General features: G+C 74.1%; 17 protein-coding genes and 2 tRNA genes. 11 read left to right on the top strand and 8 right to left on the bottom strand.

The window, feature by feature from the left end:
- The first annotated feature begins 4 nt into the window (after window positions 1-4).
- From rph to LG274_RS00520, 3 genes are read left to right on the top strand one after another with little or no spacing between them, the layout of a single operon-like run.
- The gene (gene rph / locus LG274_RS00510; protein WP_248115141.1) at window positions 5-769 is read left to right on the top strand and encodes a ribonuclease PH; all 765 of its coding nucleotides are present in this window, start codon (window positions 5-7) and stop codon (window positions 767-769) included.
- An 11-nt stretch (window positions 770-780) separates the two neighbouring features.
- A complete protein-coding gene (locus LG274_RS00515; RefSeq protein WP_404465956.1) occupies window positions 781-1449 on the top strand; it encodes a non-canonical purine NTP pyrophosphatase in 669 nt (222 codons plus the stop codon).
- 20 nt (window positions 1450-1469) lie between these two features.
- Window positions 1470-2579, top strand: coding sequence for an exonuclease domain-containing protein (locus LG274_RS00520; protein ID WP_343282347.1), 1110 nt, complete (start codon window positions 1470-1472; stop codon window positions 2577-2579).
- Window positions 2580-2614: 35 nt separating this feature from the next.
- Here LG274_RS00520 and LG274_RS00525 read toward each other — a convergent pair whose 3' ends face one another.
- A complete protein-coding gene (locus LG274_RS00525; protein WP_404464808.1) occupies window positions 2615-3787 on the bottom strand; it encodes an ADP-ribosylglycohydrolase family protein in 1173 nt (390 codons plus the stop codon).
- A 65-nt stretch (window positions 3788-3852) separates the two neighbouring features.
- Here LG274_RS00525 and LG274_RS00530 point away from each other — a divergent pair, with 65 nt between their 5' ends.
- Both LG274_RS00530 and LG274_RS00535 read left to right on the top strand, forming a co-directional pair.
- Window positions 3853-5094, top strand: coding sequence for an exonuclease SbcCD subunit D (locus tag LG274_RS00530; protein WP_298713072.1), 1242 nt, complete (start codon window positions 3853-3855; stop codon window positions 5092-5094).
- A complete protein-coding gene (locus LG274_RS00535; protein ID WP_404464810.1) occupies window positions 5091-8141 on the top strand; it encodes an AAA family ATPase in 3051 nt (1016 codons plus the stop codon). The genes LG274_RS00530 and LG274_RS00535 overlap by 4 nt, the downstream gene beginning before the upstream one ends.
- An 89-nt stretch (window positions 8142-8230) precedes the next feature.
- On the opposite strand, the gene LG274_RS00540 is transcribed toward LG274_RS00535, so the two are convergent.
- The 7 genes from LG274_RS00540 to LG274_RS00570 all read right to left on the bottom strand — a co-directional run bounded on the left by LG274_RS00540 (window position 8231) and on the right by LG274_RS00570 (window position 16387).
- On the bottom strand, window positions 8231-11683 hold the full coding sequence (locus LG274_RS00540; RefSeq protein ID WP_404464812.1) for an efflux RND transporter permease subunit: 3453 nt from the start codon (window positions 11681-11683) through the stop codon (window positions 8231-8233).
- Between the two features lie 6 nt (window positions 11684-11689).
- A complete protein-coding gene (locus LG274_RS00545; protein ID WP_404465958.1) occupies window positions 11690-13117 on the bottom strand; it encodes a malate:quinone oxidoreductase in 1428 nt (475 codons plus the stop codon).
- Between the two features lie 188 nt (window positions 13118-13305).
- On the bottom strand, window positions 13306-15003 hold the full coding sequence (locus LG274_RS00550; RefSeq protein ID WP_404464814.1) for an ABC transporter substrate-binding protein: 1698 nt from the start codon (window positions 15001-15003) through the stop codon (window positions 13306-13308).
- A gap of 24 nt (window positions 15004-15027) precedes the next feature.
- Window positions 15028-15109, bottom strand: a tRNA-Leu gene (locus LG274_RS00555).
- Between the two features lie 46 nt (window positions 15110-15155).
- Entirely contained in the window at window positions 15156-15641 is a 486-nt protein-coding gene (bcp, locus tag LG274_RS00560; RefSeq protein WP_248115133.1) for a thioredoxin-dependent thiol peroxidase, read from the bottom strand.
- Between the two features lie 111 nt (window positions 15642-15752).
- A tRNA-Lys gene (locus tag LG274_RS00565) sits at window positions 15753-15828 on the bottom strand.
- Between the two features lie 55 nt (window positions 15829-15883).
- Entirely contained in the window at window positions 15884-16387 is a 504-nt protein-coding gene (locus LG274_RS00570; RefSeq protein ID WP_298713087.1) for a hypothetical protein, read from the bottom strand.
- A gap of 194 nt (window positions 16388-16581) precedes the next feature.
- Here LG274_RS00570 and ilvD point away from each other — a divergent pair, with 194 nt between their 5' ends.
- The 6 genes from ilvD (at window position 16582) to metG (ending at window position 25650) form a co-directional block, all read left to right on the top strand.
- The gene (ilvD, locus tag LG274_RS00575; RefSeq protein ID WP_298713473.1) at window positions 16582-18261 is read left to right on the top strand and encodes a dihydroxy-acid dehydratase; all 1680 of its coding nucleotides are present in this window, start codon (window positions 16582-16584) and stop codon (window positions 18259-18261) included.
- A gap of 323 nt (window positions 18262-18584) precedes the next feature.
- Window positions 18585-20402, top strand: a complete 1818-nt coding sequence (locus LG274_RS00580; protein WP_298713090.1) for an acetolactate synthase large subunit — start codon at window positions 18585-18587, stop codon at window positions 20400-20402.
- A gap of 12 nt (window positions 20403-20414) precedes the next feature.
- Entirely contained in the window at window positions 20415-20924 is a 510-nt protein-coding gene (gene ilvN, locus LG274_RS00585) for an acetolactate synthase small subunit (protein WP_248115130.1), read from the top strand.
- 54 nt (window positions 20925-20978) lie between these two features.
- On the top strand, window positions 20979-22010 hold the full coding sequence (ilvC, locus tag LG274_RS00590; RefSeq protein ID WP_298984655.1) for a ketol-acid reductoisomerase: 1032 nt from the start codon (window positions 20979-20981) through the stop codon (window positions 22008-22010).
- A gap of 245 nt (window positions 22011-22255) precedes the next feature.
- On the top strand, window positions 22256-23851 hold the full coding sequence (gene serA / locus LG274_RS00595) for a phosphoglycerate dehydrogenase (protein ID WP_298713096.1): 1596 nt from the start codon (window positions 22256-22258) through the stop codon (window positions 23849-23851).
- Window positions 23852-24024: 173 nt separating this feature from the next.
- Window positions 24025-25650, top strand: coding sequence for a methionine--tRNA ligase (metG, locus tag LG274_RS00600; RefSeq protein ID WP_298713099.1), 1626 nt, complete (start codon window positions 24025-24027; stop codon window positions 25648-25650).
- Window positions 25651-25709 lie beyond the last annotated feature (59 nt).

The raw sequence follows: 25709 nt of genomic DNA on the forward strand, positions 1-25709 counted from the left end.
GGGCATGAGCGTTCCCGCACCGAACTCCCGCCAGGACGGCCGCGCCGTCGACGAGCTGCGTCCCATCACGATCACGCGGGGCTGGTCCCGGCAGGCCGAGGGCTCGGCCCTCATCGAGTTCGGGGACACGCGCGTGCTCTGCACCGCCTCCTTCACCGAGGGTGTGCCGCGCTGGCTCAAGGGCGAGGGCACCGGCTGGGTCACCGCCGAGTACGCGATGCTCCCGCGCGCCACCTCCGAGCGCAACCAGCGCGAGTCCATCAAGGGCAAGATCGGCGGGCGCACCCATGAGATCTCCCGCCTGATCGGCCGCTCGCTGCGCGCCGTGATCGACCTGGACGCCCTGGGGGAGAACACGATCGTCCTGGACTGCGACGTGCTGGACGCCGACGGCGGCACCCGCACCGCCGCCATCACCGGCGCCTACGTGGCGCTCGCCGAGGCCGTGGGCTGGGCGCAGCGCCAGGGGATCCTGCGCAAGGACGCCACGGTCCTCAAGGACTCCGTGGCCGCCGTGTCCGTGGGCATCATCGACGGCACGCCGATGCTGGACCTGCCCTACGTGGAGGACGTCAAGGCCGAGACGGACATGAACGTGGTGGTCACCGGCTCGGGGACCTTCGTCGAGGTGCAGGGCACCGCCGAGGGCGCTCCCTTCGACCGCGCCGAGCTGGACGCTCTCCTCGACCTCGCGCTCCTGGGCACCACCGAGCTCGCCCGCATCCAGGCGCAGACCCTCGCCGCGCACGCCGCCGGGGCCGACGCGTGAGCGCAGGGGAGATGACCCGGGTGCCCGAGGGCGCCCGCGTGGTGCTCGCCACCCGCAACGCCGGCAAGGTCCGGGAGCTGCGCCAGCTGCTCGCCGGCGCCGTGCCGGGCCTGGACGTGGACGCCGCCGTCGTGGACGCGGGCGCCGTGGGCGCCCCGGACGTCGTGGAGGACGGGGTCACCTTCGAGCAGAACGCCCTCAAGAAGGCTCGCGCGGTGGCGGCCCACACCGGCCTGATCGCCGTGGCGGACGACTCCGGCCTCGCCGTGGACGTGCTCGGCGGGGCGCCCGGCATCTTCTCCGCCCGCTGGTCCGGGGCCCACGGGGAGGACCGGGCCAACCTCGAGCTCCTGCTCGCGCAGCTGGCGGACGTCCCGGATGCGCACCGCGGCGCCGAGTTCGTGTGCGCCGCGGCGCTCGCGGTGCCCAGCACGCCGGACGCGCGGGGCGTGCACAGCATCCACTTCACCCACGTGGAGCACGGCCGCCTGCGCGGCACCCTGCTGCGGGCGCCCGTCGGGGAGGGCGGGTTCGGCTACGACCCGATCCTGCGCCCCACCGGCCGGGACGAGTCCACGGCCCAGCTCAGCTCCGCCGAGAAGAACGCGATCAGCCACCGCGGCCACGCGTTCCGGGCGCTCCTGCCGTACCTGGTGGACGCCCTGGCCGCCCGCTCGTGAGCGGCGGCCCGGGGGTCCCCGTGGCGGGGCACGCGGGACTGCACTTCACCGCGATCGACTTCGAGACGGCCAACGGCTTCCGGGGCTCGCCGTGCGCCGTGGGCCTCGTCCGCGTGCGGGACGGCCGCATGGTGGAGCGGGCCTCGTGGCTCGTGCGACCGCCGGCCGGCTTCGACCGCTTCGACCCGCGCAACGTGCGGATCCACGGGATCACCCCGGACCAGGTGGGCGGCGCCCCGCGCTTCGCGGAGGTCTTCGACGACCTCGCGGCGTTCGTCGGCGCCGACGTGCTCGTGGCCCACAACGCCCGGTTCGACCTCGGCGTCATCGAGTCCGCCCTCGAGGTCTCGGGCCGCGACGTGCCCACGCTGGACTACGCGTGCAGCCTGATGCTGGCCCGCAGGGCCTACGACCTGCCCTCCTACGCCCTGCCCTCGGCCGCGCGCGAGGCGGGGTTCACGCCGGGCCGCCACCACGACGCGCTCGCGGACGCCGAGGCCTGCGCGGCCATCCTCATCGACGTCGCCCGGCGGTCGCCGGGCACGGAGCAGGCATCGGAGACGGGCACGACGGCGGCCCCGTCCGTCCGGCGCATCGACGCGCTCGTGCGCGACCACGGCCTCGCCGTGGGCCGACTCGAGGGGCGCCCGCACGGCGTCGGTGAGGAGTCCCGGGCGACCCGTCAGGCGCGCCTGACGGCGGGCGTGTTCGACGCGCTCGTGCCCCTGCGGGACGAACGGGAGATGCCCGACTTCATGCGCTGGCCGCAGGAGGGGGCCAACCCCGTGCCGAACCCGGACGCGGACCCCTCCCACCCGCTGTTTGGCCAGACGGTGGTGTTCACCGGCGGGATCGGGATGTCCCGTCAGGCCGCGAAGGAGCGGGCGGCCGCGTTCGGCGCGCAGACCGCCAGTCGCGTCTCGGCGCAGACCACCATGCTCGTGGTGGGCGACGGCTTCGAGGCGTCCGACGTGCTGGGCGGCACCCCGGCGGCGGCCACCCCCGCCCTCACGCACCGCAAGACGAAGGACGCCCTGCGCCGCCGTGCGGCGGGCCAGCCTGTCGCGCTCGTGACGGAGGCGGAGTTCCTGCAGATGCTCGACGAGAACTGGCCCGGCCCCGCCCGCTGACTCGGCGCACCGGACCGTGGGGGAGGGCCGGACGCTCAGGTGGTGGCGGCGCTCCAGCGGCGCGCGGCCTCGATCACCACGCCGCGCTCGGCGATCCACGCGGGCACGCACGCGGCCGCGGCGTCGGAGGCCGGGTCGACGTCGGCCTCCGCACCGAAGACGGCCAGGCCGTGGCGCGCCCCGAGCAGCTGGCCGGCGAGGGAGGCGGTGGAGTCCGAGTCGCCGCCGTGGTTCACGCCGATCCGCAACGCGAGCGCGAGCGCCGCCTCCGGACCGTCCGCGACCCGGTCCGCCACGAGGGCCGCGAAGACCGCGATGGCCAACGCCTCCTCGGCGACCCAGCCCTCGCCGAGCGCGAGCGGCAGCGAACCGGGCGCGCCCAGGTCTCCGTCGTCGCGGGAGGCCGCCTGCGCGAGGCGCTCCGCGGCCTCGAGCGCGGCGGCGGTCTCCAGGCCGTCCTCGCCGGCGTCCTCCACCCAGGCGCGGGCGTGCGCGACGGCGTCGGGGAGCGTCGCGCCGCGCAGCAGGGCGGCGATCACGAGCGCGTGCGTCGCGGCGCTGACCCACGCGGTGGGGTGGCCGTGCGTGAGCACGGCGCCCTGGCGCGCGAACGAGGCGACGTGGTGGTCCTCGAGCCCCGGGACCATGCCGTACGGGGCCGAGCGCATCACCGTGCCGCACCCCTTCGACTCCGGGTTGTGGGGGTCCCAGGGAAGGCCCATGCCGGGATCCGCCAGCCCTGACAGGCACGCGTTGCCCGGGGCCTGCTGGACGCGCAGCTCCTCGTGCTCGTCGATCCACCGGCCGGGCACCGGCGGGGCGCCCGCGGGGAGCGAGCCGCGCTGGGTGGCGTACCAGCGCAGGCATGCGAGCCACACGCACGCGGCCGCGTCCGAGGCCTGGCCGGCGTTCTGCCACTCGATCCACTCGAGGAGGCCGTCGAGCACGTAGAGGGTCATCTGGGTGTCATCCGTGATCGGGAGGGAGCGGGCCCCGTCCAGCGCCATGAGCGTGACCGCGTCCGTCACGCCGGAGGGGCCGAGCTGCGCCGTGATGCCGGACGCGGGCGTGAACTCGACGACGCCGCCGAGCGCGTCTCCGGCCGCGCCGGCCGCGAGGAGGGCGAGGACGCGGCGGGCGTGCTCGTCGGCGGGGAGGGCGGGCGCGGCGGCGGGCGTGGGGGCCTGCTCAGAGGTCTGCTCGGACATGCGCTCATCGTACGAGGCGGACCGGATGCTCCTCCCGTGTCCGGCGTCTTCCTAGAGTGGGTCGCATGAAGCTCCTCCACACGTCCGACTGGCACCTCGGGCGCTCCTTCCACGGCACCGGACTGCTCGACGCCCAGGCTCAGGTCCTCGACGTCCTGCTGGACACCGTCCGGGAGCACCGGGTGGACGCCGTCCTGCTGGCTGGGGACGTCTACGACCGCGCGCTCCCGCCGGCGGACGCGGTCCGGCTGCTCGATCGCGCGCTGAGGCAGATCCGGGCTGCGGGCGCCGAGGTCGTCCTGACCAGCGGCAACCACGACTCCGCGGTGCGGCTCGGCTTCGGCGGCGGCCTCATGGAGGCCGCGGGGGTCCACGTGCGCGCGGACGCGGCGGACCTGGCGCGCCCGGTGCTGCTGCGGCAGAGGCACGACGACGGCGCGCGCGGCGAGGGGGAGCCCGGGCAGACGGTGGCCGTGTATGGGGTGCCGTTCCTCGAGCCACGCCATCAGGGCCAGGCGTGGGAGGTGGAGCCGAACCACACGGCCGTCATGACCGAGGCCGTCCGTCGCATCCGGGAGGACCTCGAGGCCAGGCGCGCCGAGAGCGCGAGCCCGGTCGCGGGCGTCGTCATGGCGCACCTGTTCGCCGCGGGCGGGCACGGCTCGGAGAGCGAGCGGGACATCGGGGAGGGTGAGCACGTCGAGCATCCGGGCGGGACGCCTGAGGCCCTTGTGGGGACGCTCGGCCAGGTGCCGGTGTCCGTGTTCGCGGGGCTGGACTACGTCGCCCTGGGCCACCTGCACGGGCGGCAGCGCCTCGCCGATCACGTGCGCTACTCCGGCTCCCCGCTGCCCTACTCCTTCTCCGAGGCGAACCACCGCAAGGGGGCGTGGCTGGTCACGGTCGAGGGTGGGGCCGTGCGCGCCGTCGAGGCCGTGGACTGGGAGGCCGGCCGCCGGCTGGCGGTCATCGCCGGGCCCCTCGACGCGCTGCTGGGCTCGGCCGAGTTCGCCCACGCCGAGGACCGCTGGGTGCAGGCGACCGTCACCGACGACGAGCGGCCCGAGCGCGCCCTCGAGCGCCTCAAGACGCGCTTCCCGCACGTCCTCGTGTTCCGGCACGAGCCGGCGGGCGGGAGGAGGACGCGCGAGCGCACCTACGCGGACGCGCTCCGCCAGGCCCCCTCGGACCTCGCGCTGACCACCGGGTTCGTGGACCACGTGCGGGAGCGCGCGGCCAGTCCGGCCGAGGCGGCCCTGCTCCAGGACGCCCTCGAGGCGTCGCGACTCGCGGAGGTGCGCGCATGAGGATCCACCGGATGCGGCTGCAGGGGCTCGGCCCCTATGCGGACCGCCAGGACGTCGACTTCGCCGCGCTGAACGCCGCGGGCCTCTTCCTGCTCGACGGCCCCACGGGCGCCGGCAAGTCCACCATCCTCGCCGCGCTCTGCTATGCCCTGTACGGCTCGGTGCCGGGCGGCCGCTTGCCCGAGTCCCTCGTCACCACGCTGCGCGAGCCCGGGGCCGTGACGCCCGAGGTGCTCCTGGAGTTCTCGGTGCAGGGCCGCCGCTTCGAGGTGCTCCGCTCCCCGAAGCACCTGCGGAAGAAGAAGAAGGGTGACGGCCTGACCTCCACGCAGGCCGCGGTGTCCCTGCGCGAGCACGCGGAGGGGGAGTGGGGTGCCCCGCTGACCCGCGCGGACGAGGTGGGCCAGCTGATCGCCTCCGTCATGCACCTGGACGCCGATCAGTTCATGCAGGTCGTCCTGCTGCCCCAGGGCCAGTTCGCGCAGTTCCTCACCGCCACGTCGGACGACCGCCGGGCCCTGCTGCGCCGCCTCTTCGGCACGCAGCGCTTCGACGGCGTCGAGGAGCATCTCAAGGGGGAGGCCTCCCGCCTGGACGGAGCCGTCGCCGCGGACGCCGCGATCGCCGACGCCGCGCGCGCCCAGCTGCGCGACGCGATGCGCGAGGAGCTCGGCGAGGGCTGGCCCGCGCCCGAGCCGCACCCCGAGACGGACGAGGGCCTCCTGGACCTCGCCGTGCGGCGGGCCGATGCAGCGCGGGAGGCGGCCGGAGCCGGACTCACCGCGGCCCACACGGCGGAGCGGGACGCCCGCGCCGCCGTGCGCGCGCTCGAGAGCACGGCGGCCTCCCTCGCGGCCGCGGCCGGATGGACGGACCGTCTCTCCGTGCACGAGGCCTCCGCGCGGGAGACCGGGGAGGGCCGTGCCGCGGTGCTCGCCCATGAGCGGGCGGGCCGCGTGCTCGCCGCGGCCGCGCGTGCCCGGCGCGCCGAGCACGCGGAGCACGCCGAGGGCGAGCGCGCGGCCACGGCGGCGGTCGGGGTCGCCGCCGAGCCGTTGGCCGCCTCGTGGCTCGGCGAGGCGTCCGGGGAGGGCGAGCAGGACGAGGTCGCCGGTGCCACGGTGTCGGTCGCCCGCACCGCGCTGCAGCGGGCGGACCGCGCGGCGGACGCCGTCGAGGCCGCCGTGAAGGACCGCGCCCGGATGGCGAGGCTCGAGGAGGAGCAGGCCGCCGGCGGCGCCCGGCGCGAGGCGATCGAGGGGGAACGTGCGGCGGGGGCTCACGAGCGAGAGGCGCGTTCCACGGCGATCGTGGCCGTGCGGGAGGCCGTCGAGTCGGGTGGGGCCCGGCTCGGCGCCCGCGCGGCCGTCGACCGCCGGGCGGAGGAGGCCCGCACGCGGCGTGCCGCGGCCGGACTGGCGGAGGAGCGTCGTGCCGCCGCCGAGAGGGCCCGCGCCGATCACGAGAGGCTCGTCGCGCGGGAGCGCGCGGCCGCGGAGAAGCACGTGGGGCTGCTGCGCTCGCGCTACGAGCAGGCGGCGTCCGAGCTCTCGGAGCAGCTCGTCGAGGGGGAGCCGTGCGCGGTGTGCGGGTCGCCGGCGCACCCGCGTCCGGCGCCCGCGGCCGCGACCACGGTGACCGAGGCCGACGTCGCCGCCGCGGAGAAGGCACGGGACCGTGCCGGCGCCGCGGCCGCCCAGGCCGAGGCCGCCCGGGAGCGGGCCGAGTCCGCCCTGAGAGAGGCCCGGGACGCCGCCGGCGGGCTCGGCGTGGAGGAGGCCGAGGCGGCCCTGGGTGCCGCCGAGGCCGAGCAGGCCGACCTCGCCGCCGTCGCCAAGGCCCTGGCCGCGGACCGCCGGACCCTGACGAAGCTCGAGACGGCGCAGACCGCGGCGGAGTCGGCGGACGCCGCCCTCGCGCTCGAGGCCGAGCGCCTCGAGGAGGCCACGGCGCGGCGCGCCGAGCGGCTCCTCGAGCTGCGGGCCGCGGTCGAGGCCGCTCAGGCCGACGCCGAGGACCTGGACGTCCGGCGCGGCCAGGTCGGCGGTGCCCGCCGTGCCCTGCGCGCCCTCGCCGACGCGGCCGAGGCGCAGGCGCGTGCCGCCGCCGTGCGCGCGGAGACCGCGGAGGCCCTCGCCGCCGCCCTCGCCGCGGAGGACTTCACCGGTGCCGAGGCGGCGGCGCAGGCACGGCTCGACGACGACGACGCGAGCGCCCTCACCGCTCGGGTGTGCGCGTGGGACGAGGAGGGCGCCCGCCTGGCCGAGCTCGGAACCACCGAGCTCGTCGCCGAGGGCCGTGCCCTCGGCGAGGCCGGCACCGCCGCCCCGACCCAGGAGGAGAGCGCCGCCGCGGCCGAACGCCTCGCCGCCGCCGAGGCGGCCAGCGCGGAGCGGGCCACCGCCGTCGGCAGGCTGGACACCCTGGTGGCGACGGTGCGCCGTCAGTCCGCGGCGCTGACCGACGTGCTGGGCCGCTCCGCGGCGCTCATCGAGGAGCACCGCACGGTCACGCAGCTGCTCGCGCTCGTGCGCGGGGGCGGGGAGAACCGCCTCAAGATGCCGCTGACCAACTACGTGCTGGCCGGCCGGCTCGAGGAGGTCGCCGCGGCGGCGACCGAGCGCCTGCTGGCCATGACGGATGCCCGGTACAGCATCGAGTACTCGGACGCCGTGGGCGGCCGCGGCAACAAGGGCCTGGAGCTCGTGATCCGTGACCACTACGTCGACGAGACGCGGCACCCCTCCACGCTCTCGGGCGGGGAGACGTTCATGGCCTCGCTGGCCCTGGCCTTGGGCCTCGCGGACACGGTGCAGGCGGAGTCCGGCGGCATCGAGCTGGACACGCTCTTCGTGGACGAGGGCTTCGGCTCGCTGGACTCCGAGACGCTCGACGACGTGCTGGACGTCGTGGACTCCCTGCGCTCGGGCGGGCGCACGGTGGGGCTCGTCTCCCACGTGGACCGCATGAAGCAGGAGATCGGCGTGCGCCTCGAGGTCCGCAAGGACCGCCGCGGCTCGAGCCTCACCGTCCACGACGGGACCTGAGGGAGCCGCCCGACGGGCGAGGAGCCGACCGCGCAGCGGTCGACCCCTCGTCCTGCGCCGTCGCGCGGCGCCTCGGGCACGGTGGCGTCTCAGGCCCGGCGGCGCCGCCGTCCGGCCATCCCGGCCAGCCCCGTCCGGAGGCGAGAGGGCAGGCCACGGCGACCTCCGCCGCCGGAGGCCGAGGAGCCCGCCCCGGCCGAGGACCCCGCTGCCGACGAGCCGTCGGCCCCCGGCACCCCGGCCTGGCCGGCACGCTGCCCGGCCGCGGCCCGTTCTGCCTCCGCCGCACGGCGCTCGGCGTCGATCCGCTCCCGCTCCTCGGCCTCGGCCGCCCGGCGCTCCTCGAGCTCGGCCACGCGGCCCCGCTCGCCCCGGGACTCGATCATGCGGTAGAGGACCGGCACCAGCACGAGCGTGAGCAGCGTGGAGGAGACCAGGCCGCCCACCACGGCCACGGCGAGCGGCTGGGACATGAAGCCCGCGTGGCCGGTGATCCCGAGCGCCGTGGGCATCATGGCGAGCACCGTGGCCAGCGCCGTCATCACCACGGGGCGCACGCGGTTGAGCGCGCCGAGCTCGATGGCCTCGTCCAGGGGCATGGCGTGGTCCCGCCGGTACTGGTTGATGAGGTCGATCAGCACGATCGCGTTGGTCACCACGATGCCGATGAGCATGAGCACGCCGATCATGGTGGGCAGGCCCAGCGCGGTCCCCGTGACCAGCAGCGCCAGGACGACGCCCGTGGCGGCGAACGGGATGGACACGAGCAGCACGAGCGGCTGGCGCAGCGAGTTGAACGTGGCCACCAGGACCACGTACACCACCGCGATCGCGGCCAGGAGCGCGAGCCCCAGGTCCCGGAACGTCTGCTCCTGCTGGGTGGCCGCTCCGCCGATGGTGGCCGTGACCCCCTCGGGCAGCTCGAGGCCGTCGAGGGCCTCGCCCACGCCTCGGGAGACCGCGCCGAGGTCCTGCCCCTCGGGCTTCACGCTCACCACGGCGGTGCGCTCGCCGTTGGAGGAGGTGACGCTCGCGGGCACCTCGCGCTGGGACACCGCGGCGAGCTCCTCGAGCGGCACGGGTCCCTGCGGGGTCTGCACCGGGACGGCGCGCAGCTCGTCGAGGGTCTCCACGGGCTCCGGGTCGCCCAGCCGCACCGTGTACTCCTGGAAGCCGAACCGCACGTCGCCCACCGGCAGGGCCTGCAGCGCACCGGCCACCTGGCCCGAGACGGCCTCCTCGGTCAGGCCCCGCTCGGCGGCGGCCTGGGTGTCCACGTCCACCTGGAAGGTGGGGCGGGTGTCCGAGGCGGGCGTGGTGACCTGCCGCGCCCCCTCGACGCCGCGCAGCCGCTCGGCCACCGTGTTCGCGGCCTCGTCGAGCGCCTCGGGCGAGGACGCGCGCACGGACACGTCGATGTCCTGCGAGCCGCCGGGGCCCTGCTGGCTCGAGAGGGACACCTCGCCCACGCCCTCGAGCGCGGCCAGGCCCTGCCGCACGGTGTCCTGCAGGGCCTCCTGGTCCGCGTCCTCGTCCGTGACGACCGTGAACTGGGCGCTGTCCGCGGCACCGCCGGCGCCGAAGAAGCTTCCCTGGCCGCCCGCCGTGAACTGCACGGTCTCCACGCCCTCGGTGTCCATCAGGGACTGCTCGACCTTCTCGGCCGCCGCAGCGGTGGCCTCCAGCGAGGTGCCCCGCCTCTGCTGAGCGGTGACCACGAAGGAGTTCTGCCCGGAGTCGCCGAGCAGGTTGGTGGGGACCAGGGGCAGCAGCGCCGCGGTGCCCGCCAGGAGCACGACGGCGGCCGCGAGGGTGGTCTTGGCGTGCCGCTGGGTCCAGCGCAGTGCGGGGCGGTACGCGTCCGTGAGCCACGAGCGGTGCGCCGTCGGACGGGCGTCGGCGGCCTGGCGCGGCGCGTCCGCGGCACGCCGCGGGGCGCGCAGGAACCACCAGCACAGCACCGGGATGATCGTGAGCGCCACCAGGAGGGAGGCGAGCAGGGCGATCGTCGTCGTGACCGCGAAGGGGCGGAACAGCTCGCCGGCCAGGCCGCCCACGAACCCGATGGGCAGGAACACGGCCACGGCGACGAGGGTGGACGCGGTGACCGCGGTGGCCACCTCCCGCGTGCCCTCGAGGATGGCGGTGCGCCGGTCCTCGCCCAGGCTCAGGTGCCGCCGGATGTTCTCGACGACGACGATCGCGTCGTCCACGACGCGGCCGATCGAGATGGTGAGCGCACCGAGGGTGAGGGTGTTCAGCGAGTAGCCGGCCACGCTCACGCCGATCAGCGCGGCCAGCAGGGAGAGCGGGATGGACACGGCCGTGACGAGCGTGGAGCGGGCCGAGAGGAGGAAGACGGCGATCACGAGGACCGCGAAGGCCAGGCCCAGCATGCCCTCCACGAGAAGGCTGTCGATGGACTGCTGGATGAACGGCGCCTGGTCGAACACGACCGCGAGATGGGATCCGCCGCCCAGGAGGGACTCGAGCTCCGGCATCGCGTCGCGCACCGCCTGGGAGACCGCCACGAGGTCGGCGTCCGGGATCGCCGTGACGGAGAGCGAGAGCGTGTCCGCGCCGTCGGTGCGGGTCACGGAGGTGGGGTCCTCGGCGGCGAGGCTCACCTCGGCGACCTCCGACAGCGGCCGGGGGGTGCCCTCGGAGGAGGCTGCGGGGGCGGCCGGTGCCGCGCCGGTCCCGGGGGCGGTGGCCTCATCGGGCGTCGTCGTGCCCGGGGCGGGCGGTCCGCCGCCCCCGGCGCCGGAGGCCTCGCCCGCGGACCCGGAGTCCGACCCGGAGCCGGGGGTGACGGTCACCTGGGAGAGCTCCTCGAGGGACTCGACCGGGGAGCCGGCCTGGACCGGATAGGTGATCTCGTCCTGCGTGACCTGGCCGATGGGGAACAGGCCGGCGTTCTCCTCCAGGGCCGTGGTGATGTCCTGGGTGGTCATCCCGGCGGCGGCGAGGGCCTGCTGGTCCGGCACGACGGAGACGTACTCCTCGGTGCCGCCGATCACCTGGGCGCCGCGGACGCCGTCGAGCTTCTGCAGGCGGGGCGCCACCACGTCCTCGGCCCGGCGGCGCAGCTCGTTGAGGTCCTCGTCCCCGGAGAGCGCGAGGAAGACCACCGGGAAGTCGGAGACCGACCCCGCGAAGGAGGTGGTCTCGGTCTCCTCCGGCAGCTGGGCGCCGAGGTTGGAGATCACGCGGTCCACCTGGGAGCGCGCCCGGTTGAGATCCGTGCCGTACTCGAAGCGAAGCTGCACGGCGTTGAAGGAGGAGCGCGACGTGGACTGGGAGGACTCGAGCCCCTCGACGGCCTGCAGGGCCGTCTCGAGGGGCTCGCCCACCGTGGCGTCCACCACCTCCGGGCTCGCGCCCGGGTAGGTGGTGGACACCGAGATGACGGGCAGCTCGAGGGACGGGATGAGCTCCCGCTTGAGCTGACCGGCGGAGATGACGCCGAACACCGCGACGAACACGGTGACGAGCGCCACGAGCGCCCGCTGCGACAGTGAGAACCGGGCGAGCGCTCCCATGGTCGGTCAGCCCAGCTGCAGGGTGGCTGCGGTGGCCTCGGTGACCTCGCGGAGCAGCTCCGGCTCCTCGTTGAGGGTGTGGCCCAGCGACGGGATGAGCTCCTTGAGGGTGGAGTCCCATGCGCCCATCTTGGCGGGGAAGCAGCGCTCGAGCAGCTTCACCATGATGGGGGCCGCGGTGGAGGCGCCCGGGGACGCGCCCAGCAGGCCGCCGAGGGAGCCGTCCGCGTGGGTGACGACCTCGGTTCCGAACTGCAGCACGCCGCCGAAGCGGCCCTTCTTCTTCATCACCTGCACGCGCTGGCCGGCGGTGATCAGCTCCCAGTCGGAGCCCTCGGCCTCCGGGTAGAACTCCTGGAGCGTGTCCACCTTCTTGGAGCGCGGCTTCAGCACCTCGGAGACGAGGTACTGCGTGAGCGGGATGTTGTCCTTCGCCACGTCGAGCATCACCGGCAGGTTGTGCGGGCGGATGGAGAGCGGCAGGTCCAGGTAGGAGCCGGTCTTGAGGAAGTTGGTGGAGAAGCCGGCGTAGGGGCCGAACAGCAGGGAGCGCTTGCCGTTGACGAAGCGGGTGTCCAGGTGGGGGACAGACATGGGCGGGGCGCCCACCGCGGCCTGGCCGTACACCTTGGCCATGTGGCGGTTCACCACGGCGTCGTCGGTGCAGCGGAAGAACTGGCCGGACACGGGGAAGCCGCCGAAGCCCTTGGCCTCGGGGATCCCCGAGTTCTGCAGCAGGTGCAGGGCACCGCCGCCGGCGCCGACGAACACGAAGCGGGCGCGGTCCGTGACGGTGGAGCCGGCGGCCTTGTTCTTGACCGTCACCTCCCAGCGGCCGTCGGTGCCGCGCTCCAGGCCGGTCACCTTGTGGCCGAAGCGCACCTCGGCACCGTGGGAGGCCATGCTCGTCACGAGCTGGCGGGTGAGGGAGCCGAAGTCGACGTCGGTGCCGCCGGCCACGCGGGAGGCGGCGACGCGCGGGCCGGCGGGGCGGCCCTCCATGAGCAGAGGGGCCCACTCGGCGATCGTCGCCGGGTCCTCGGTGTGCTCCATCTGCGCGAAGAGCGGCTCGGCGGACATGGCCTCGTAGCGCTTGCGCAGGTAGTCGGCGTGGTCGTCGCCCCACACGAAGGACATGTGCGGCAGCGGGTTGATGAAGGACTTCGGGTCCTTGAGCGTGCCGTCCTTCACGAGGGCGGACCAGAACTGGCGGGTCAGCATGAACTGCTCGTTGATGCCGAGGGCCTTGGAGACGTCCACCCGGCCGTCCTTGCCCATCGGGGAGTAGTTCAGCTCGCACAGGGCCGCGTGACCCGTGCCGGCGTTGTTCCACGGGTCGGAGGACTCCAGACCGGCCTGGTCCAGGTTCTCGTACAGGGCGATGGACCACGTGGGCTCGAGCTTCTGGAGCATCACGCCGAGGGTGGCGGACATGATGCCGCCGCCGATCAGCACGACGTCGTGGGTGGTGGAAGAGGTGGTGGACACGGTCTACTCCTGGGACAGATCGACGGTGGTGGGGCACCGCGGGTCCCTCGGTTCTGCGGGGGGCCGCGGGTCGATGCCGCGGTGGCCCACTCTACTACCGGACGCCCCCGCTCCGGGTGCGTGGGCCGAGGGGGTCAGGCGTCCGTGACGCCGATGCGCGCGAAGGGCTCGTCGAGCTGGGGGGAGGTCGGGTACGAGGCCACCCTGGGCCCCGTGGCCAGCGCGGAGATGGGGTAGACGAGCGGCAGGGCGGGCAGGTCCAGGGCCATCGCACGCACGACGCCGCGGTGCAGCTCGCGGCGTCGGTCGTCGTCGGGCTCCGCGGCGGCGGCCGCGAGGTCGCGCGCCACCCGGGGATTGACGTAGTTGGTCTCGGCCCGGCCCGAGCGGACGAACGGCTCGAGGAACGCGTGGGGGTCGCGGTAGGCCCCGCCGCGGCCCATGAGGTGGAACGCCCGGGTGGGCCGGGAGACCACGGCCCGCAGGTAGTCCTCGTCGTCCGGGACCGGCACGGGGGTCACCGTGATCCCCACCGCGCCCAGGTCCGCGGCGACCATCGCGTAGACGCGCTCGGGCTCGGGCAGGGAGGGGCGCCCCGTGGCCAGGGGGTACAGGAACTCGAGGGGCTCGCCCGCGTACCCGGACATCTCCCGGAGACGCTCGGCGCGGTCCGGATCGAGGTCGTGGTGCTCCGCCTCCTCGTCGCCGACGCCGAGGGCCGGCGGAACGAGGTCGTGGGCCGGGGCGGTGCCCTCGAGGAAGACGTCGCTGGAGGCCAGCCGCCCGCGGTCCACCGCGTGGGCCACGGCCTGGCGCAGATGCTGGGAGCGCAGCTGCGGATGGGCCAGGTTCATCCCGAGGTAGAGCACGGCCAGGGGATCGCGGGGAAGGACCTGCGTGCCGGCCTCCACGAGGGGGCGCAGCTGGCTGGGGGCCACCACGTCGATCACGTCCGCGGTGCCCCGGCGCAGCTCCCGCAGGCGGGTGCTCGCCCGGCCCCACGCGTGCACGGCCACCGGCCCCGTGGCGGGCGCGTCCCCGCGGTGGCGGTCGGCGGGCATGAGCAGGGTGACGTCGGCGGGGTCCGCGGCCGCCGGCTCCCGCGCCGCGTGCGCGGCGGCCTCCTCGGCCGTGGCCCAGCGGAAGGCCCCGGTCCCCGCGGGGGTGACGACGTCGGCGTCCCCCACCCGGACCGTCCGGTCCCACGAGCCGGGGGAGGAGATGGCGAAGGGCGGGGAGCTCAGCGCCGCGGGGAGGTGGTGGAGGCGGGAGCGCAGGCGCAGTCGGACGGTCCGCTCGTCGGGCGTCTCGACGCCCGCGAAGGCGGTCTCCTCGGTCCCCGCGTGTCCGCCGAACGCGGACACGAACGGGGAGGGCATCGCGACGGTCCCGTCCACGGGGGTCGGCGGCGTGGACCAGCGCGTGACGTTGGCGGCCACGGCGGCGGCGTCGCACGGTGCGCCGTCCTCGAAGACCACGCCGTCGAGGAGGCGGAACTCGTGGGTGAGGCCGTCGTCCGAGACCGTGTGGGACTCCACGAGCTGGGGGGTCGGGGCCCCCGTGTCCGGGTCCACGCCGAGCAGCGTCTCGAGCACCTGGCGGGAGAGGCGGAAGGTCTCCGCGTCCCAGGCGCCCGCGGGGTCACGCGTGAGCGGGCGGCCCGGCGCGCCCACCACGAACGGCCGAGGGACCGCGGGGGCTGCGGGCGCCGCGGACGGGACGGTGGGGGTGGACGCGGCAGGCGTGGCCGGGGCCTCCCGCGCGCACCCGCTCAGGCCCACGCCGAGCGAGGCCAGGCCGAGGCCCATGAACCCGCGACGGCTGAGCTCCATGTCCGTCTCCTCGTGTCAGTGCTGTGCGGGCGGGGGGACTCGAACCCCCACGTCCTTCGACACTGGAACCTAAATCCAGCGCGTCTGCCAATTCCGCCACGCCCGCCTGCCCCGCTCCTCGGGGGCGAGCTCAGATCCTACCGGCCGGTCCCTCAGTCGGTGACGCCCAGGAGGCGCCGCAGGCGCTCGACGTGGCCCGTGGCCTTCACGTTGTACAGCGCGTGGACGACCCGGCCGTCGGGGCCGACGACGACGGTGGAGCGGATCAGGCCCTCGTAGACCTTCCCGTAGTTCTTCTTCTCCCCCCACGCGCCGTAGGCCTGCGCCACGGCGTGGTCCTCGTCCGAGAGGAGCGGGAACGTGAGCTGCTCCTTCTGCGCGAAGCGGATGATCTTGCCGATCGGGTCGGGGGAGATGCCGAGGACCACGTGGCCGGCGCCGGCGAGGGAGGCGAGGCTGTCGCGGAAGTCGCACGCCTGGGTGGTGCACCCGGGCGTGGAGGCCGCCGGGTAGAAGTAGACGATCGTGCTCTTGCCCGCGCTGTCGCGCAGGGAGACGGGGCGCCCGTCCTGGTCCTGGAGGGTGAACGCCGGGGCGACGTCGCCGGGCTGGAGGCGGGAGGAGGTAGCGTCGGTCATGCCGCCCACGATAGGCGGGGCGCCCGCGCGGAGGCGAGCGGTCCGCGGAGACGACCCGCGGAGACGAGAAGGCCCCGTCATCGCGGCGGCGATGACGGGGCCCTCTCCTTCTGGTGCACCCCCCGGGACTCGAACCCGGAACCTGCTGATTAAGAGTCAGATGCTCTACCAATTGAGCTAGAGGTGCAGGCGCCGTACGGCCTTCCGATTCTCACCGGCGCGCCGTGCAACGAGTGGAAACCCTACCAGGTCTTCGGGGCGCCGTCCAAGCCTGGGTCGGGCGTGACCGCCTCCGCCGGGTCCGAGACCGCATACAGCCGGTCCAGCTCGTCCATGAACGCGGTCATGAATCCGTGGAAATCCGCGGCGTCCGCGCGCTGGTCGAGATCTGCGACACCGTCCTCGGTGAGATCCCCCACAGGGACACGCGCGTGCTCGGACACGTCGAACCACGTGCGGAAGCCGGTGACGGTCTCCACCTGGTAGCCGGAGCCCGTGTCCGCCACGGTCGCCACGTTGTGCAGCCCCACCGTCACGGGGTCCGGCTCCTGCGGCGCGCGGAGCACCGGCTCGGTGGCCGGGTCCACAGGGCAGAGGACCATCTCGAGAGGCACGTGGCGGTAGCCGATCACGAGGGGCGTGGAGGAGCCGGAGGGCTGCCCGTACACGAGGTTGTAATCGCCGTGGTTGAACACCCGCGCGTCGAATGCGGCGCGGAGGCGGCGCATGAGGTGGGGGGAGTCCATGTGTCCCACGCTACGCGTCGCGGCAGGAGGGCGCCACGTGAGGCGTCCGAGCGGAACCCCTCCGCGTCGTGTCACATCGTGACCCGTCCCATGGCCGGCGGGCCCGCCGTCCCTAGACTGCGCCCATGGAGAACACCGAGGCCCAGGGCTCCGCAGCCCCCGTCAGCACCGCCCCCGCCACGCCCGCCCCGGACATGAAGCCGCGCTCGCGCGACGTCACCGACGGCATGGAGCGCGCCGCCTCGCGCGGCATGCTCCGCGCCGTGGGCCTGGGCGACGACGACTTCGCCAAGCCCCAGATCGGCATCGCGTCCTCCTGGAACGAGATCACGCCGTGCAACCTCTCCCTGGACCGTCTCGCCCAGGCGGCCAAGGAGGGCGTCCACGCCGACGGCGGCTATCCGCTCGAGTTCGGCACCGTCTCCGTCTCGGACGGCATCTCGATGGGCCACGAGGGCATGCACTTCTCCCTCGTCTCCCGCGAGGTGATCGCCGACTCCGTGGAGACGGTCATGATGGCCGAGCGCCTCGACGGCTCGGTGCTCCTGGCCGGCTGCGACAAGTCCCTGCCCGGCATGCTCATGGCCGCGGCCCGCCTCGACCTGGCCAGCGTGTTCGTCTACGCCGGCTCCACGATGCCCGGCCACGCGCGCCTCTCCGACGGCACCGAGAAGCAGGTGACGATCATCGACGCGTTCGAGGCGGTCGGCGCGTGTGCCCGCGGCCTCATGAGCGAGGAGGACCTGCTGCGCATCGAGAAGGCGATCGTCCCCACCGAGGGCGCGTGCGGCGGCATGTACACCGCCAACACGATGGCCTCGATCGGCGAGGCGCTCGGCATGTCCCTGCCCGGCTCGGCCACGCCGCCCTCGCCGGACCGCCGCCGCGACGACTTCGCGCGCCGCTCCGGCGCCGCCGTCGTCCAACTCCTGCGCCTCGGCATCACCGCCCGGGACATCATGACGAAGGAGGCGTTCGAGAACGCCATCGCCGTGACCATGGCGTTCGGCGGCTCCACGAACGCGGTGCTGCACCTCCTCGCGATCGCGCGGGAGGCCGGCGTGGACCTCACCCTGGACGACTTCAACCGCGTGGGCGACCGCGTCCCGCACATCGCCGACCTCAAGCCCTTCGGCCGCTACGTGATGACGGACGTGGACCGCGTGGGCGGCGTGCCCGTGGTCATGAAGGCGCTGCTGGACGAGGGGCTGCTCCACGGCGATGCGCTCACGGTGACGGGAAAGACCCTTGCCGAGAACCTCGCCGCCCTGGCGCCGGACCCCGTGGACGGCACCGTCATCCGCCGCATGGACGAGCCCATGCACCCCAACGGCGGCATCGCGGTCCTGCGGGGCAGCCTCGCCCCGGAGGGCGCCGTCGTGAAGTCCGCCGGCTTCGACGCGGACGTCTTCGAGGGCACCGCCCGCGTGTTCGACCGCGAGCGCGCCGCCATGGACGCCCTCGAGGACGGCACCATCGCCGCGGGCGACGTCGTCGTGATCCGCTACGAGGGCCCGCGCGGCGGCCCGGGCATGCGGGAGATGCTCGCCATCACCGGCGCGATCAAGGGCGCCGGCCTCGGCAAGGACGTCCTGCTCCTCACCGACGGGCGCTTCTCCGGCGGCACCACGGGCCTGTGCATCGGGCACATCGCGCCCGAGGCGGCCGACGGCGGGCCGATCGCCCTGGTGCGCGACGGCGACCGGATCCGCGTGGACATCGCGGGCCGGACGCTCGACATCCTGGTGGACGCGGCCGAGCTGGAGGCGCGCCGGGCGGACTGGACGCCCGTCCCGCCGAAGTTCACCACGGGGGTGCTGGGCAAGTACGCCAAGCTCGTGCACTCCGCGGCCGAAGGTGCGTACCTGGGCTAAGGCCTGAGGCCTGAGGCCTGAGGCCTGAGGTGGGCGCGGGCGCGCGGGTGCTGCGGCATGGACGCATGGGGGGCGCCACGTGGGCCACGTCTCACATGGCGAGACATGGATGTCTCAAGTGGTGGTCGCCACGCAGGGGTCCCCATACTGGAGCCACCGACGAACGACCCGGCGGTCGGCGGCCCCACCTCAGGCCGTGACCGCACTCCGATCCGCCCGGCACTGCAGGACACCCCCAGCCACCCCGACGGATCACCCGGACCATCGTCCGGCGTGCCCCGCATGCCGGACGCCAGCAGCGATGAGCGCAGTGAGGTGCACTGATGAGCCCGACCCCCCGCCCCGAGTCCGCGGCGCCGCGCGTCCCCGGCCCGGGGAATCGCGTGGAGCCCACCCGCATGACGGGGTCCGAGGGCCTGATCCGCGCGCTCGAGGAGCTCGGGGTCACGGACGTCTTCGGGCTGCCCGGCGGAGCGATCCTCCCCACGTACGACCCGCTGATGGACTCCTCCGTCATCCGCCACATCCTGGTGCGCCACGAGCAGGGCGCGGGCCACGCGGCCCAGGGCTACCACCTCGCCACGGGCCGTCCCGGCGTGGCCATCGCGACGTCGGGGCCGGGGGCCACCAACCTCGTCACCGCGATCGCCGACGCGCACATGGACTCCCAGGCCGTCGTGTTCATCACGGGCCAGGTCACCTCCGCGGCCATCGGCTCGGACGCCTTCCAGGAGGCGGACATCGTCGGCATCACGATGCCCATCACGAAGCACTCGCGCCTCGTCACCCGCGCGGAGGACATTCCGCTGGCGCTCGCGGAGGCCTTCCACATCGCGACCACGGGGCGTCCGGGCCCCGTGCTGATCGACGTCACGAAGGACGCCCAACAGGGCGAGCTCGAGTTCTCCTGGCCGCCGCGGCTGGAGCTGCCCGGCTACCGACCCGTGCTGCGCGGCCATCCCCGCCAGGTCAAGGAGGCCGTCCGCCTCATCGCCGAGGCCCGGCGCCCCGTGCTGTACGTGGGCGGCGGCGTGGCCCGCGGCGAGGCGTCCGCGGAGCTGCGCGAGCTGGCCGAGGCCACCGGCGCCCCCGTGGTCACCACGCTCACGGCGCGCGGCGTGTTCCCGGACTCCCACCCCCAGCACCTCGGCATGCCCGGCATGCACGGCTCGGTGCCGGCGGTCGCCGCCCTCCAGCAGGCGGACCTGCTCATCGCCCTCGGCGCCCGCTTCGACGACCGCGTGACCGGGCACCTCGAGTCCTTCGCTCCGGGCTCGCGCGTGATCCACGTGGACGTGGACCCCGCCGAGATCTCGAAGAACCGCCTCGCGGACGTGCCGATCGTGGGGTCCGTCAAGGAGGTCATCCCGGACCTCACGGCGGCGCTGCGGGCGGCGGCCGAGCAGGCGCCGCTGCCGGACCTCGCCCCGTGGTGGGCCGTGCTGGACCGGCTGCGACAGACCTACCCGCTCGGCTGGACCGATCCGGCGGACGGGCTCATGGCCCCGCAGCACGTGATCTCGCGGCTCTCCGCGCTCTCCGGCCCCGAGGCCGTGTACGTGGCCGGCGTGGGCCAGCACCAGATGTGGTCCAGTCAGTTCGTGCAGTACGAGCGCCCCCGGCAGTGGCTGAACTCCGCGGGCCTGGGGACCATGGGCTTCTCCGTGCCCGCCGCGATGGGCGCCAAGGTCGGAGACCCGGACCGCGTGGTCTGGGCGATCGACGGCGACGGCTGCTTCCAGATGACCAACCAGGAGCTCGCCACCTGCGTGATCAACCGGATCCCCATCAAGGTGGCGGTGATCAACAACTCCTCGCTCGGCATGGTGCGCCAGTGGCAGACCCTGTTCTACGACGGCCGCTACTCCAACACGGACCTCAACACGGGCCACGGCACGGCCCGCGTGCCCGACTTCGTGAAGCTGGCGGACGCCTACGGCGCGGTCGGGCTGCGCTGCGAGCGCACCGAGGACCTGGACGACACCATCCGCCGGGCCCTGGAGGTCGACGACCGCCCCGTCGTCGTCGACTTCGTGGTCTCCCGCGATGCGATGGTGTGGCCCATGGTCCCCGCGGGCGTGAGCAACGACGCGATCCAGGTGGCCCGAGGGATGACGCCCGAGTGGGACCAGGAGGACTGAGGAGCGATGACCGTGGAACGACACACCCTGTCCGTGCTCGTGGAGGACGTCCCGGGCACGCTCACCCGCGTGGCCGGCCTGTTCGCCCGCCGCGCCTTCAACATCCACTCGCTCGCCGTGGGCGTCACCGAGGTGCCCGGGGTCTCCCGGATCACCGTCGTGGTGGACGCGGACGCCCACCTGCTGGAGCAGGTCACGAAGCAGCTCAACAAGCTGATCAACGTGCTCAAGGTGGTGGAGCTGGCCGACGACTCCTCGGTGCAGCGCGACCACCTGCTGGTCAAGGTCCGCGCCGACGCCGCCACCCGCGGCCAGGTGGTGCAGGCCGCCGACCTCTTCCGCGCCCACGTGGTGGACGTGGCCCCCGACTCGCTCACCCTCGAGGCCACCGGCACCCGGGAGAAGCTCCAGGCCTTCCTGGACCTCATGGAGCCGTACGGCGTGCGCGAGCTCGTCCGCTCCGGCACCGTGGCCCTGTCCCGCGGCTCGCGCTCCATGACCGACCGGGCCCAGGCCCGCTGAGCCGGCCGCCGAGCCCGCACACCCTCTGATCCCCCTCACCGCTAGGAGACCGCAATGACCGCCACGAAGTTCTACGACGACGACGCCGACCTCTCGATCATCCAGGGCCGCACCGTGGCCGTGATCGGCTACGGCTCGCAGGGCCACGCGCACTCGCTGTCCCTGCGCGACTCGGGCGTGGACGTCCGCATCGGCCTCGCCGAGGGCTCGACGTCCTGTGCGAAGGCCGAGGCCGAGGGCCTGCGCGTCGTGGACGTGGCCACCGCCGCCGCGGAAGCCGACCTCATCATGATCCTCACCCCGGACCAGGTTCAGGCCGACGTGTACGCCGAGCACATCGCTCCGAACCTCCAGGACGGCGACGCCCTGTTCTTCGCGCACGGCTTCAACGTCCGCTACGGCTACATCAAGGCCCCCAAGGGCGTGGACGTCGCCCTCGTGGCCCCCAAGGGCCCGGGCCACGTGGTCCGCCGCGAGTTCGAGGCCGGCCGCGGCGTGCCCGCCCTCATCGCGGTCGAGCAGGACGCCTCCGGCGAGGCCCGCGCGCTGGCGCTGTCCTACGCGAAGGCGATCGGCGGCACCCGCGCCGGCGTCATCGAGACCACCTTCACCGAGGAGACCGAGTCGGACCTCTTCGGCGAGCAGGCCGTGCTGTGCGGCGGCGCGTCCCAGCTGGTGCAGTACGGCTTCGAGACCCTGGTGGAGGCCGGCTACCAGCCCGAGATCGCCTACTTCGAGGTGCTGCACGAGCTCAAGCTGATCGTGGACCTCATGGTGGAGGGCGGCATCGCCAAGCAGCGCTGGTCCGTCTCGGACACGGCCGAGTACGGCGACTACGTCTCCGGCCCGCGCGTGATCGACCCCTCCGTGAAGGAGAACATGAAGGCCGTGCTGGCCGACATCCAGGACGGCGCCTTCGCGAAGCGCTTCATGGAGGACCAGAAGGCCGGCGCCCCGGAGTTCAGTGAGCTCCGCGCGAAGGGCGAGGCCCACCCGATCGAGAAGACCGGCCGTGAGCTGCGCCAGATGTTCGCGTGGCTCAAGGACACCGACGACGACTACACCGAGGGCACCGCGGCCCGCTGAGCCGCGGTCCGGACCCTCGAGTGGTCACGACACGCCACGTGCACCGCGGACGTGACGGCGTGTCGTGACCACTCGGCTGCGGCGTCGAAAGGGACTCCCTGCGGCGTCGAAAGGGACTCCCTGCGGCGCCGCCGTCGTCTGCGGTCCATGACAGATCCATGCGGCTAGGCTCGAGGCGGCGACGCGGGCCGCGCACCATCTGCCCACGTCGCCCCACCGTGCCACCGCCGAACAAGGAGCCGCCCGTGAGCGCCGCCCAGCCCGTCGTCCTCATCGCCGAGGAACTCTCGCCCGCCACCGTCGAGGCCCTCGGCCCCGACTTCGAGATCCGCCACACCGACGGCGCCGACCGCGCCCGCCTGCTGGCGGACCTGCCCGGCGTGGACGCGATCCTCGTGCGCTCCGCCACGCAGATGGACGCCGAGGCCATCGCCGCGGCCACGGACCTGAAGGTCATCGCGCGGGCCGGCGTCGGCCTGGACAACGTGGACGTCCCCGCCGCCACCGCGGCGGGCGTCATGGTGGTCAACGCGCCGACCTCCAACATCGTCTCGGCCGCCGAGCTGACGTGCGGCCACATCCTCTCCGTGGCGCGCAACATCGCCCCGGCGAACCGCGCCCTCAAGGCGGGGGAGTGGAAGCGCTCCAAGTACGCGGGTGTGGAGCTGTTCGAGAAGAAGCTCGGCGTGATCGGCCTCGGCCGCATCGGCGCGCTCGTGGCCGAGCGCATGAAGGCCTTCGGCATGGAGATCCTCGCGTACGACCCCTACATCAGCGCGGCCCGGGCCCAGCAGCTCGGTGCGACGCTCGTGGACCTGGACACCCTGCTCGAGCAGTCCGACTTCGTCACCATCCACATGCCCAAGACGCCGGAGACGGTCGGCATGATCGCGGACGAGCAGTTCGCGCGCATGAAGGACACCGCGTACGTGATCAACGTGGCCCGCGGCGGCCTCGTGGACGAGGACGCCCTCGCCCGCGCCCTGGACTCCGGAGCGATCGCCGGCGCCGGCATCGACGTGTTCAGCTCCGAGCCCGCCACGGACCTCGCGTTCTTCCAGCACGACTCCGCCGTCGTCACCCCCCACCTGGGCGCCTCCACCGCCGAGGCGCAGGAGAAGGCCGGCGTCGCCGTCGCCAAGTCCGTGCGCCTCGCCCTGGCCGGCGAGCTCGTGCCCGACGCGGTGAACGTGGCCGGCGGCGTCATCCACGAGGACGTGCGACCCGGCCTGCCCCTGGCCGAGAAGCTCGGCCGCACGCTCCGCGCGCTCGTCGGCGAGGCCTCTCTCGAGTCGGTGGACGTGGAGGTGGCCGGCGAGATCGCCGAGCATGACGTGAAGGCCGTCCGCCTCGCCGCCCTCAAGGGCGTGTTCACCGACGTGGTCTCCGAGCAGGTCTCCTACGTGAACGCCCCCGTGCTGGCCGAGCAGCGCGGCGTGGAGAGCCGCCTCACCACGACCCCGGTGGCGGAGTCCTACCGCAATGCCATCACCGTGAGCGGCGTGACGTCCACGGGCGGGAAGACCTCCGTGACCGGCACCCTGACCGGCCCGAAGCAGGTGCAGAAGCTGGTGGGCGTGGACGGCCACGAGATCGAGGTGCCCCTCGCCGAGCACCTGCTCGTGTTCGGCTACGCCGACCGCCCGGGCGTCGTCGGCATCCTCGGCCAGGCGCTGGGGGAGCAGGGCGTGAACATCGCCGGCATGGACGTGTCCCGCGATGCGGAGGGCACCGCGCTCGCGGTCCTGACCCTCGACGCCGGCATGGCGGCGGGAACGGTCGGCGCCCTCGCGCAGGCCATCGGCGCCGAGCGGGCCGCGGAGATCGACCTCTCCGAGTGAGCCCGCGGCCGGCGTCGACCGGCCCGTCGCCGACGTCGGCGCGTCGGGCCCGCCGCCGACGTCGGCGCGTCGGACCCGCCGCCGACGTCGGCGCGTCGCCTCCCCGAGGTGGCGCGCCGACGTCGTGGAGGGGAGCGGGACGGCCGGGGGCCCCGCCGGTAGACTCGCTGACCGTGACTGACGAGCGTGTGCCCTACTACCTGACCACCGCGATCCACTACCCGAACGGCGAGCCGCACATCGGCCACGCCTACGAGATGGTGGGCGCCGACGCGATGGCGCGCTTCGCCCGGCTCGACGGCCGCGACGTGCGCTTCCTCACGGGCACGGACGAGCATGGCCAGAAGATGGCGCAGACCGCCGAGCGTGAGGGCGTCACGCCCCTGGAGCTGGCCACGCGCAACTCCGGTGCGTTCCGGCGCATGGACGACGAGGTCCTGGACGTCTCCTACGACCGGTTCATCCGCACCACGGACGCCGACCACCACGCCGCCGCCCAGGAGATCTGGCGCCGCATGGAGGCCAACGGGGACATCTACCTGGACCGCTACGCCGGCTGGTACTCCGTGCGGGACGAGCGCTTCTTCACCGAGGAGGAGACCGAGGTCCGCGAGGACGGCACCCGCTGCGCGACCGAGACCGGCACCGAGGTGACGTGGACGGAGGAGGAGTCCTACTTCTTCCGCCTCTCCACGTACCAGGAGCCGCTCCTGCAGATGTACCGGGAGAACCCCGGCTTCGCCGCGCCGTCCTCCCGGTTCAACGAGGTCATCCGGTTCGTGGAGGGCGGCCTGACCGATCTCTCGATCTCCCGCACGTCCTTCGACTGGGGCATCCCGCTGCCCGCACCGGCCGACCCGTCCGCCGAGGATGCCCAGTCCCGAAAGAACCACGTCATGTACGTGTGGGTGGACGCGCTCGCGAACTACCTCACGGGCGCCGGCTGGCCGGAGACGGACCCGGCCGCGGTGGAGCGGTACTGGCCGGCCGACGTGCACATCATCGGCAAGGACATCTCCCGCTTCCACTGCGTGTTCTGGCCGGCGTTCCTCATGTCCGCCGGGATCGAGCTGCCGAAGCGCGTCATGATCCACGGGTTCCTGAACAACAACGGCGAGAAGATGTCCAAGTCGCTGGGCAACGTGGTGGCGCCCGCCGACTGGGTCGCCCGGTACGGCCTCGACGCCGTGCGCTTCTTCCTGCTGCGCGAGTTCCCCTTCGGCGCGGACGGCTCGTACAGCCACGACGCCGTGGTGGGCCGCAAGAACGCGGACCTCGCCAACAACCTCGGCAACCTGGCCCAGCGCTCGCTCTCCATGGTGGCCAAGAACTGCGACGCCGCCGTGCCCCGGCCGGGCGGGCTCAGCGAGGCGGATGCCGCGATCCTCGCCCAGGTGGACGCGCTCCTGGAGAAGACGCGCGCCGCCTATGCGGAGCAGGACTTCCACGCGGCGCTCGAGGAGACGTGGCGCGTGCTCGGCGAGGTCAACGCGTACTTCGCGGACCAGGCCCCGTGGGTGCTGAAGAAGTCCGACGAGCCGCGCATGCGCACCGTGCTCTACGTGACGCTGCAGGCCGTGCGCCGCGTCGCGCTGCTCGTGCAGCCCGTCATGCCCGGCTCGGCCACGCGCCTGCTGGACCTGCTCGGCGTGGCCGCCGAGGGCGACGCCGGCCGCACCGGCGCCTCGGGCACCGGCGCCCGCTCGTTCGCCGCGTTCGGCGACGACCTCGTGCCCGGAACGCCCCTGCCGAAGCCCGAGGGCGTCTTCCCGCGCCACGAGGAGGCGGCCGAGGGCTGAGCGGCGCCTCACCCCGCCCCGGACGGCGGCGCCCCGGTCCCGCGGCCGGCGCGCCGCCG

Source organism: Micrococcus antarcticus, from assembly GCF_044872765.1.
Taxonomy (GTDB): domain Bacteria; phylum Actinomycetota; class Actinomycetes; order Actinomycetales; family Micrococcaceae; genus Micrococcus.

Bases quoted from the DNA above. Each gene is read 5' to 3' on its own strand.
- LG274_RS00580 (WP_298713090.1), top strand. From the start codon at position 18,585: ATGAGCCCGACCCCCCGCCCCGAGTCCGCGGCGCCGCGCGTCCCCGGC.
- bcp (WP_248115133.1), bottom strand. From the start codon at position 15,641: ATGACCGACGCTACCTCCTCCCGCCTCCAGCCCGGCGACGTCGCCCCG.
- LG274_RS00540 (WP_404464812.1), bottom strand. From the start codon at position 11,683: ATGGGAGCGCTCGCCCGGTTCTCACTGTCGCAGCGGGCGCTCGTGGCG.
- rph (WP_248115141.1), top strand. From the start codon at position 5: ATGAGCGTTCCCGCACCGAACTCCCGCCAGGACGGCCGCGCCGTCGAC.
- ilvC (WP_298984655.1), top strand. From the start codon at position 20,979: ATGACCGCCACGAAGTTCTACGACGACGACGCCGACCTCTCGATCATC.
- LG274_RS00525 (WP_404464808.1), bottom strand. From the start codon at position 3,787: ATGTCCGAGCAGACCTCTGAGCAGGCCCCCACGCCCGCCGCCGCGCCC.
- ilvD (WP_298713473.1), top strand. From the start codon at position 16,582: ATGAAGCCGCGCTCGCGCGACGTCACCGACGGCATGGAGCGCGCCGCC.
- LG274_RS00515 (WP_404465956.1), top strand. From the start codon at position 781: ATGACCCGGGTGCCCGAGGGCGCCCGCGTGGTGCTCGCCACCCGCAAC.
- LG274_RS00550 (WP_404464814.1), bottom strand. From the start codon at position 15,003: ATGGAGCTCAGCCGTCGCGGGTTCATGGGCCTCGGCCTGGCCTCGCTC.
- LG274_RS00535 (WP_404464810.1), top strand. From the start codon at position 5,091: ATGAGGATCCACCGGATGCGGCTGCAGGGGCTCGGCCCCTATGCGGAC.
- LG274_RS00530 (WP_298713072.1), top strand. From the start codon at position 3,853: ATGAAGCTCCTCCACACGTCCGACTGGCACCTCGGGCGCTCCTTCCAC.
- LG274_RS00545 (WP_404465958.1), bottom strand. From the start codon at position 13,117: ATGTCCGCCACCCTCGGCGTGATGCTCCAGAAGCTCGAGCCCACGTGG.
- LG274_RS00570 (WP_298713087.1), bottom strand. From the start codon at position 16,387: ATGGACTCCCCCCACCTCATGCGCCGCCTCCGCGCCGCATTCGACGCG.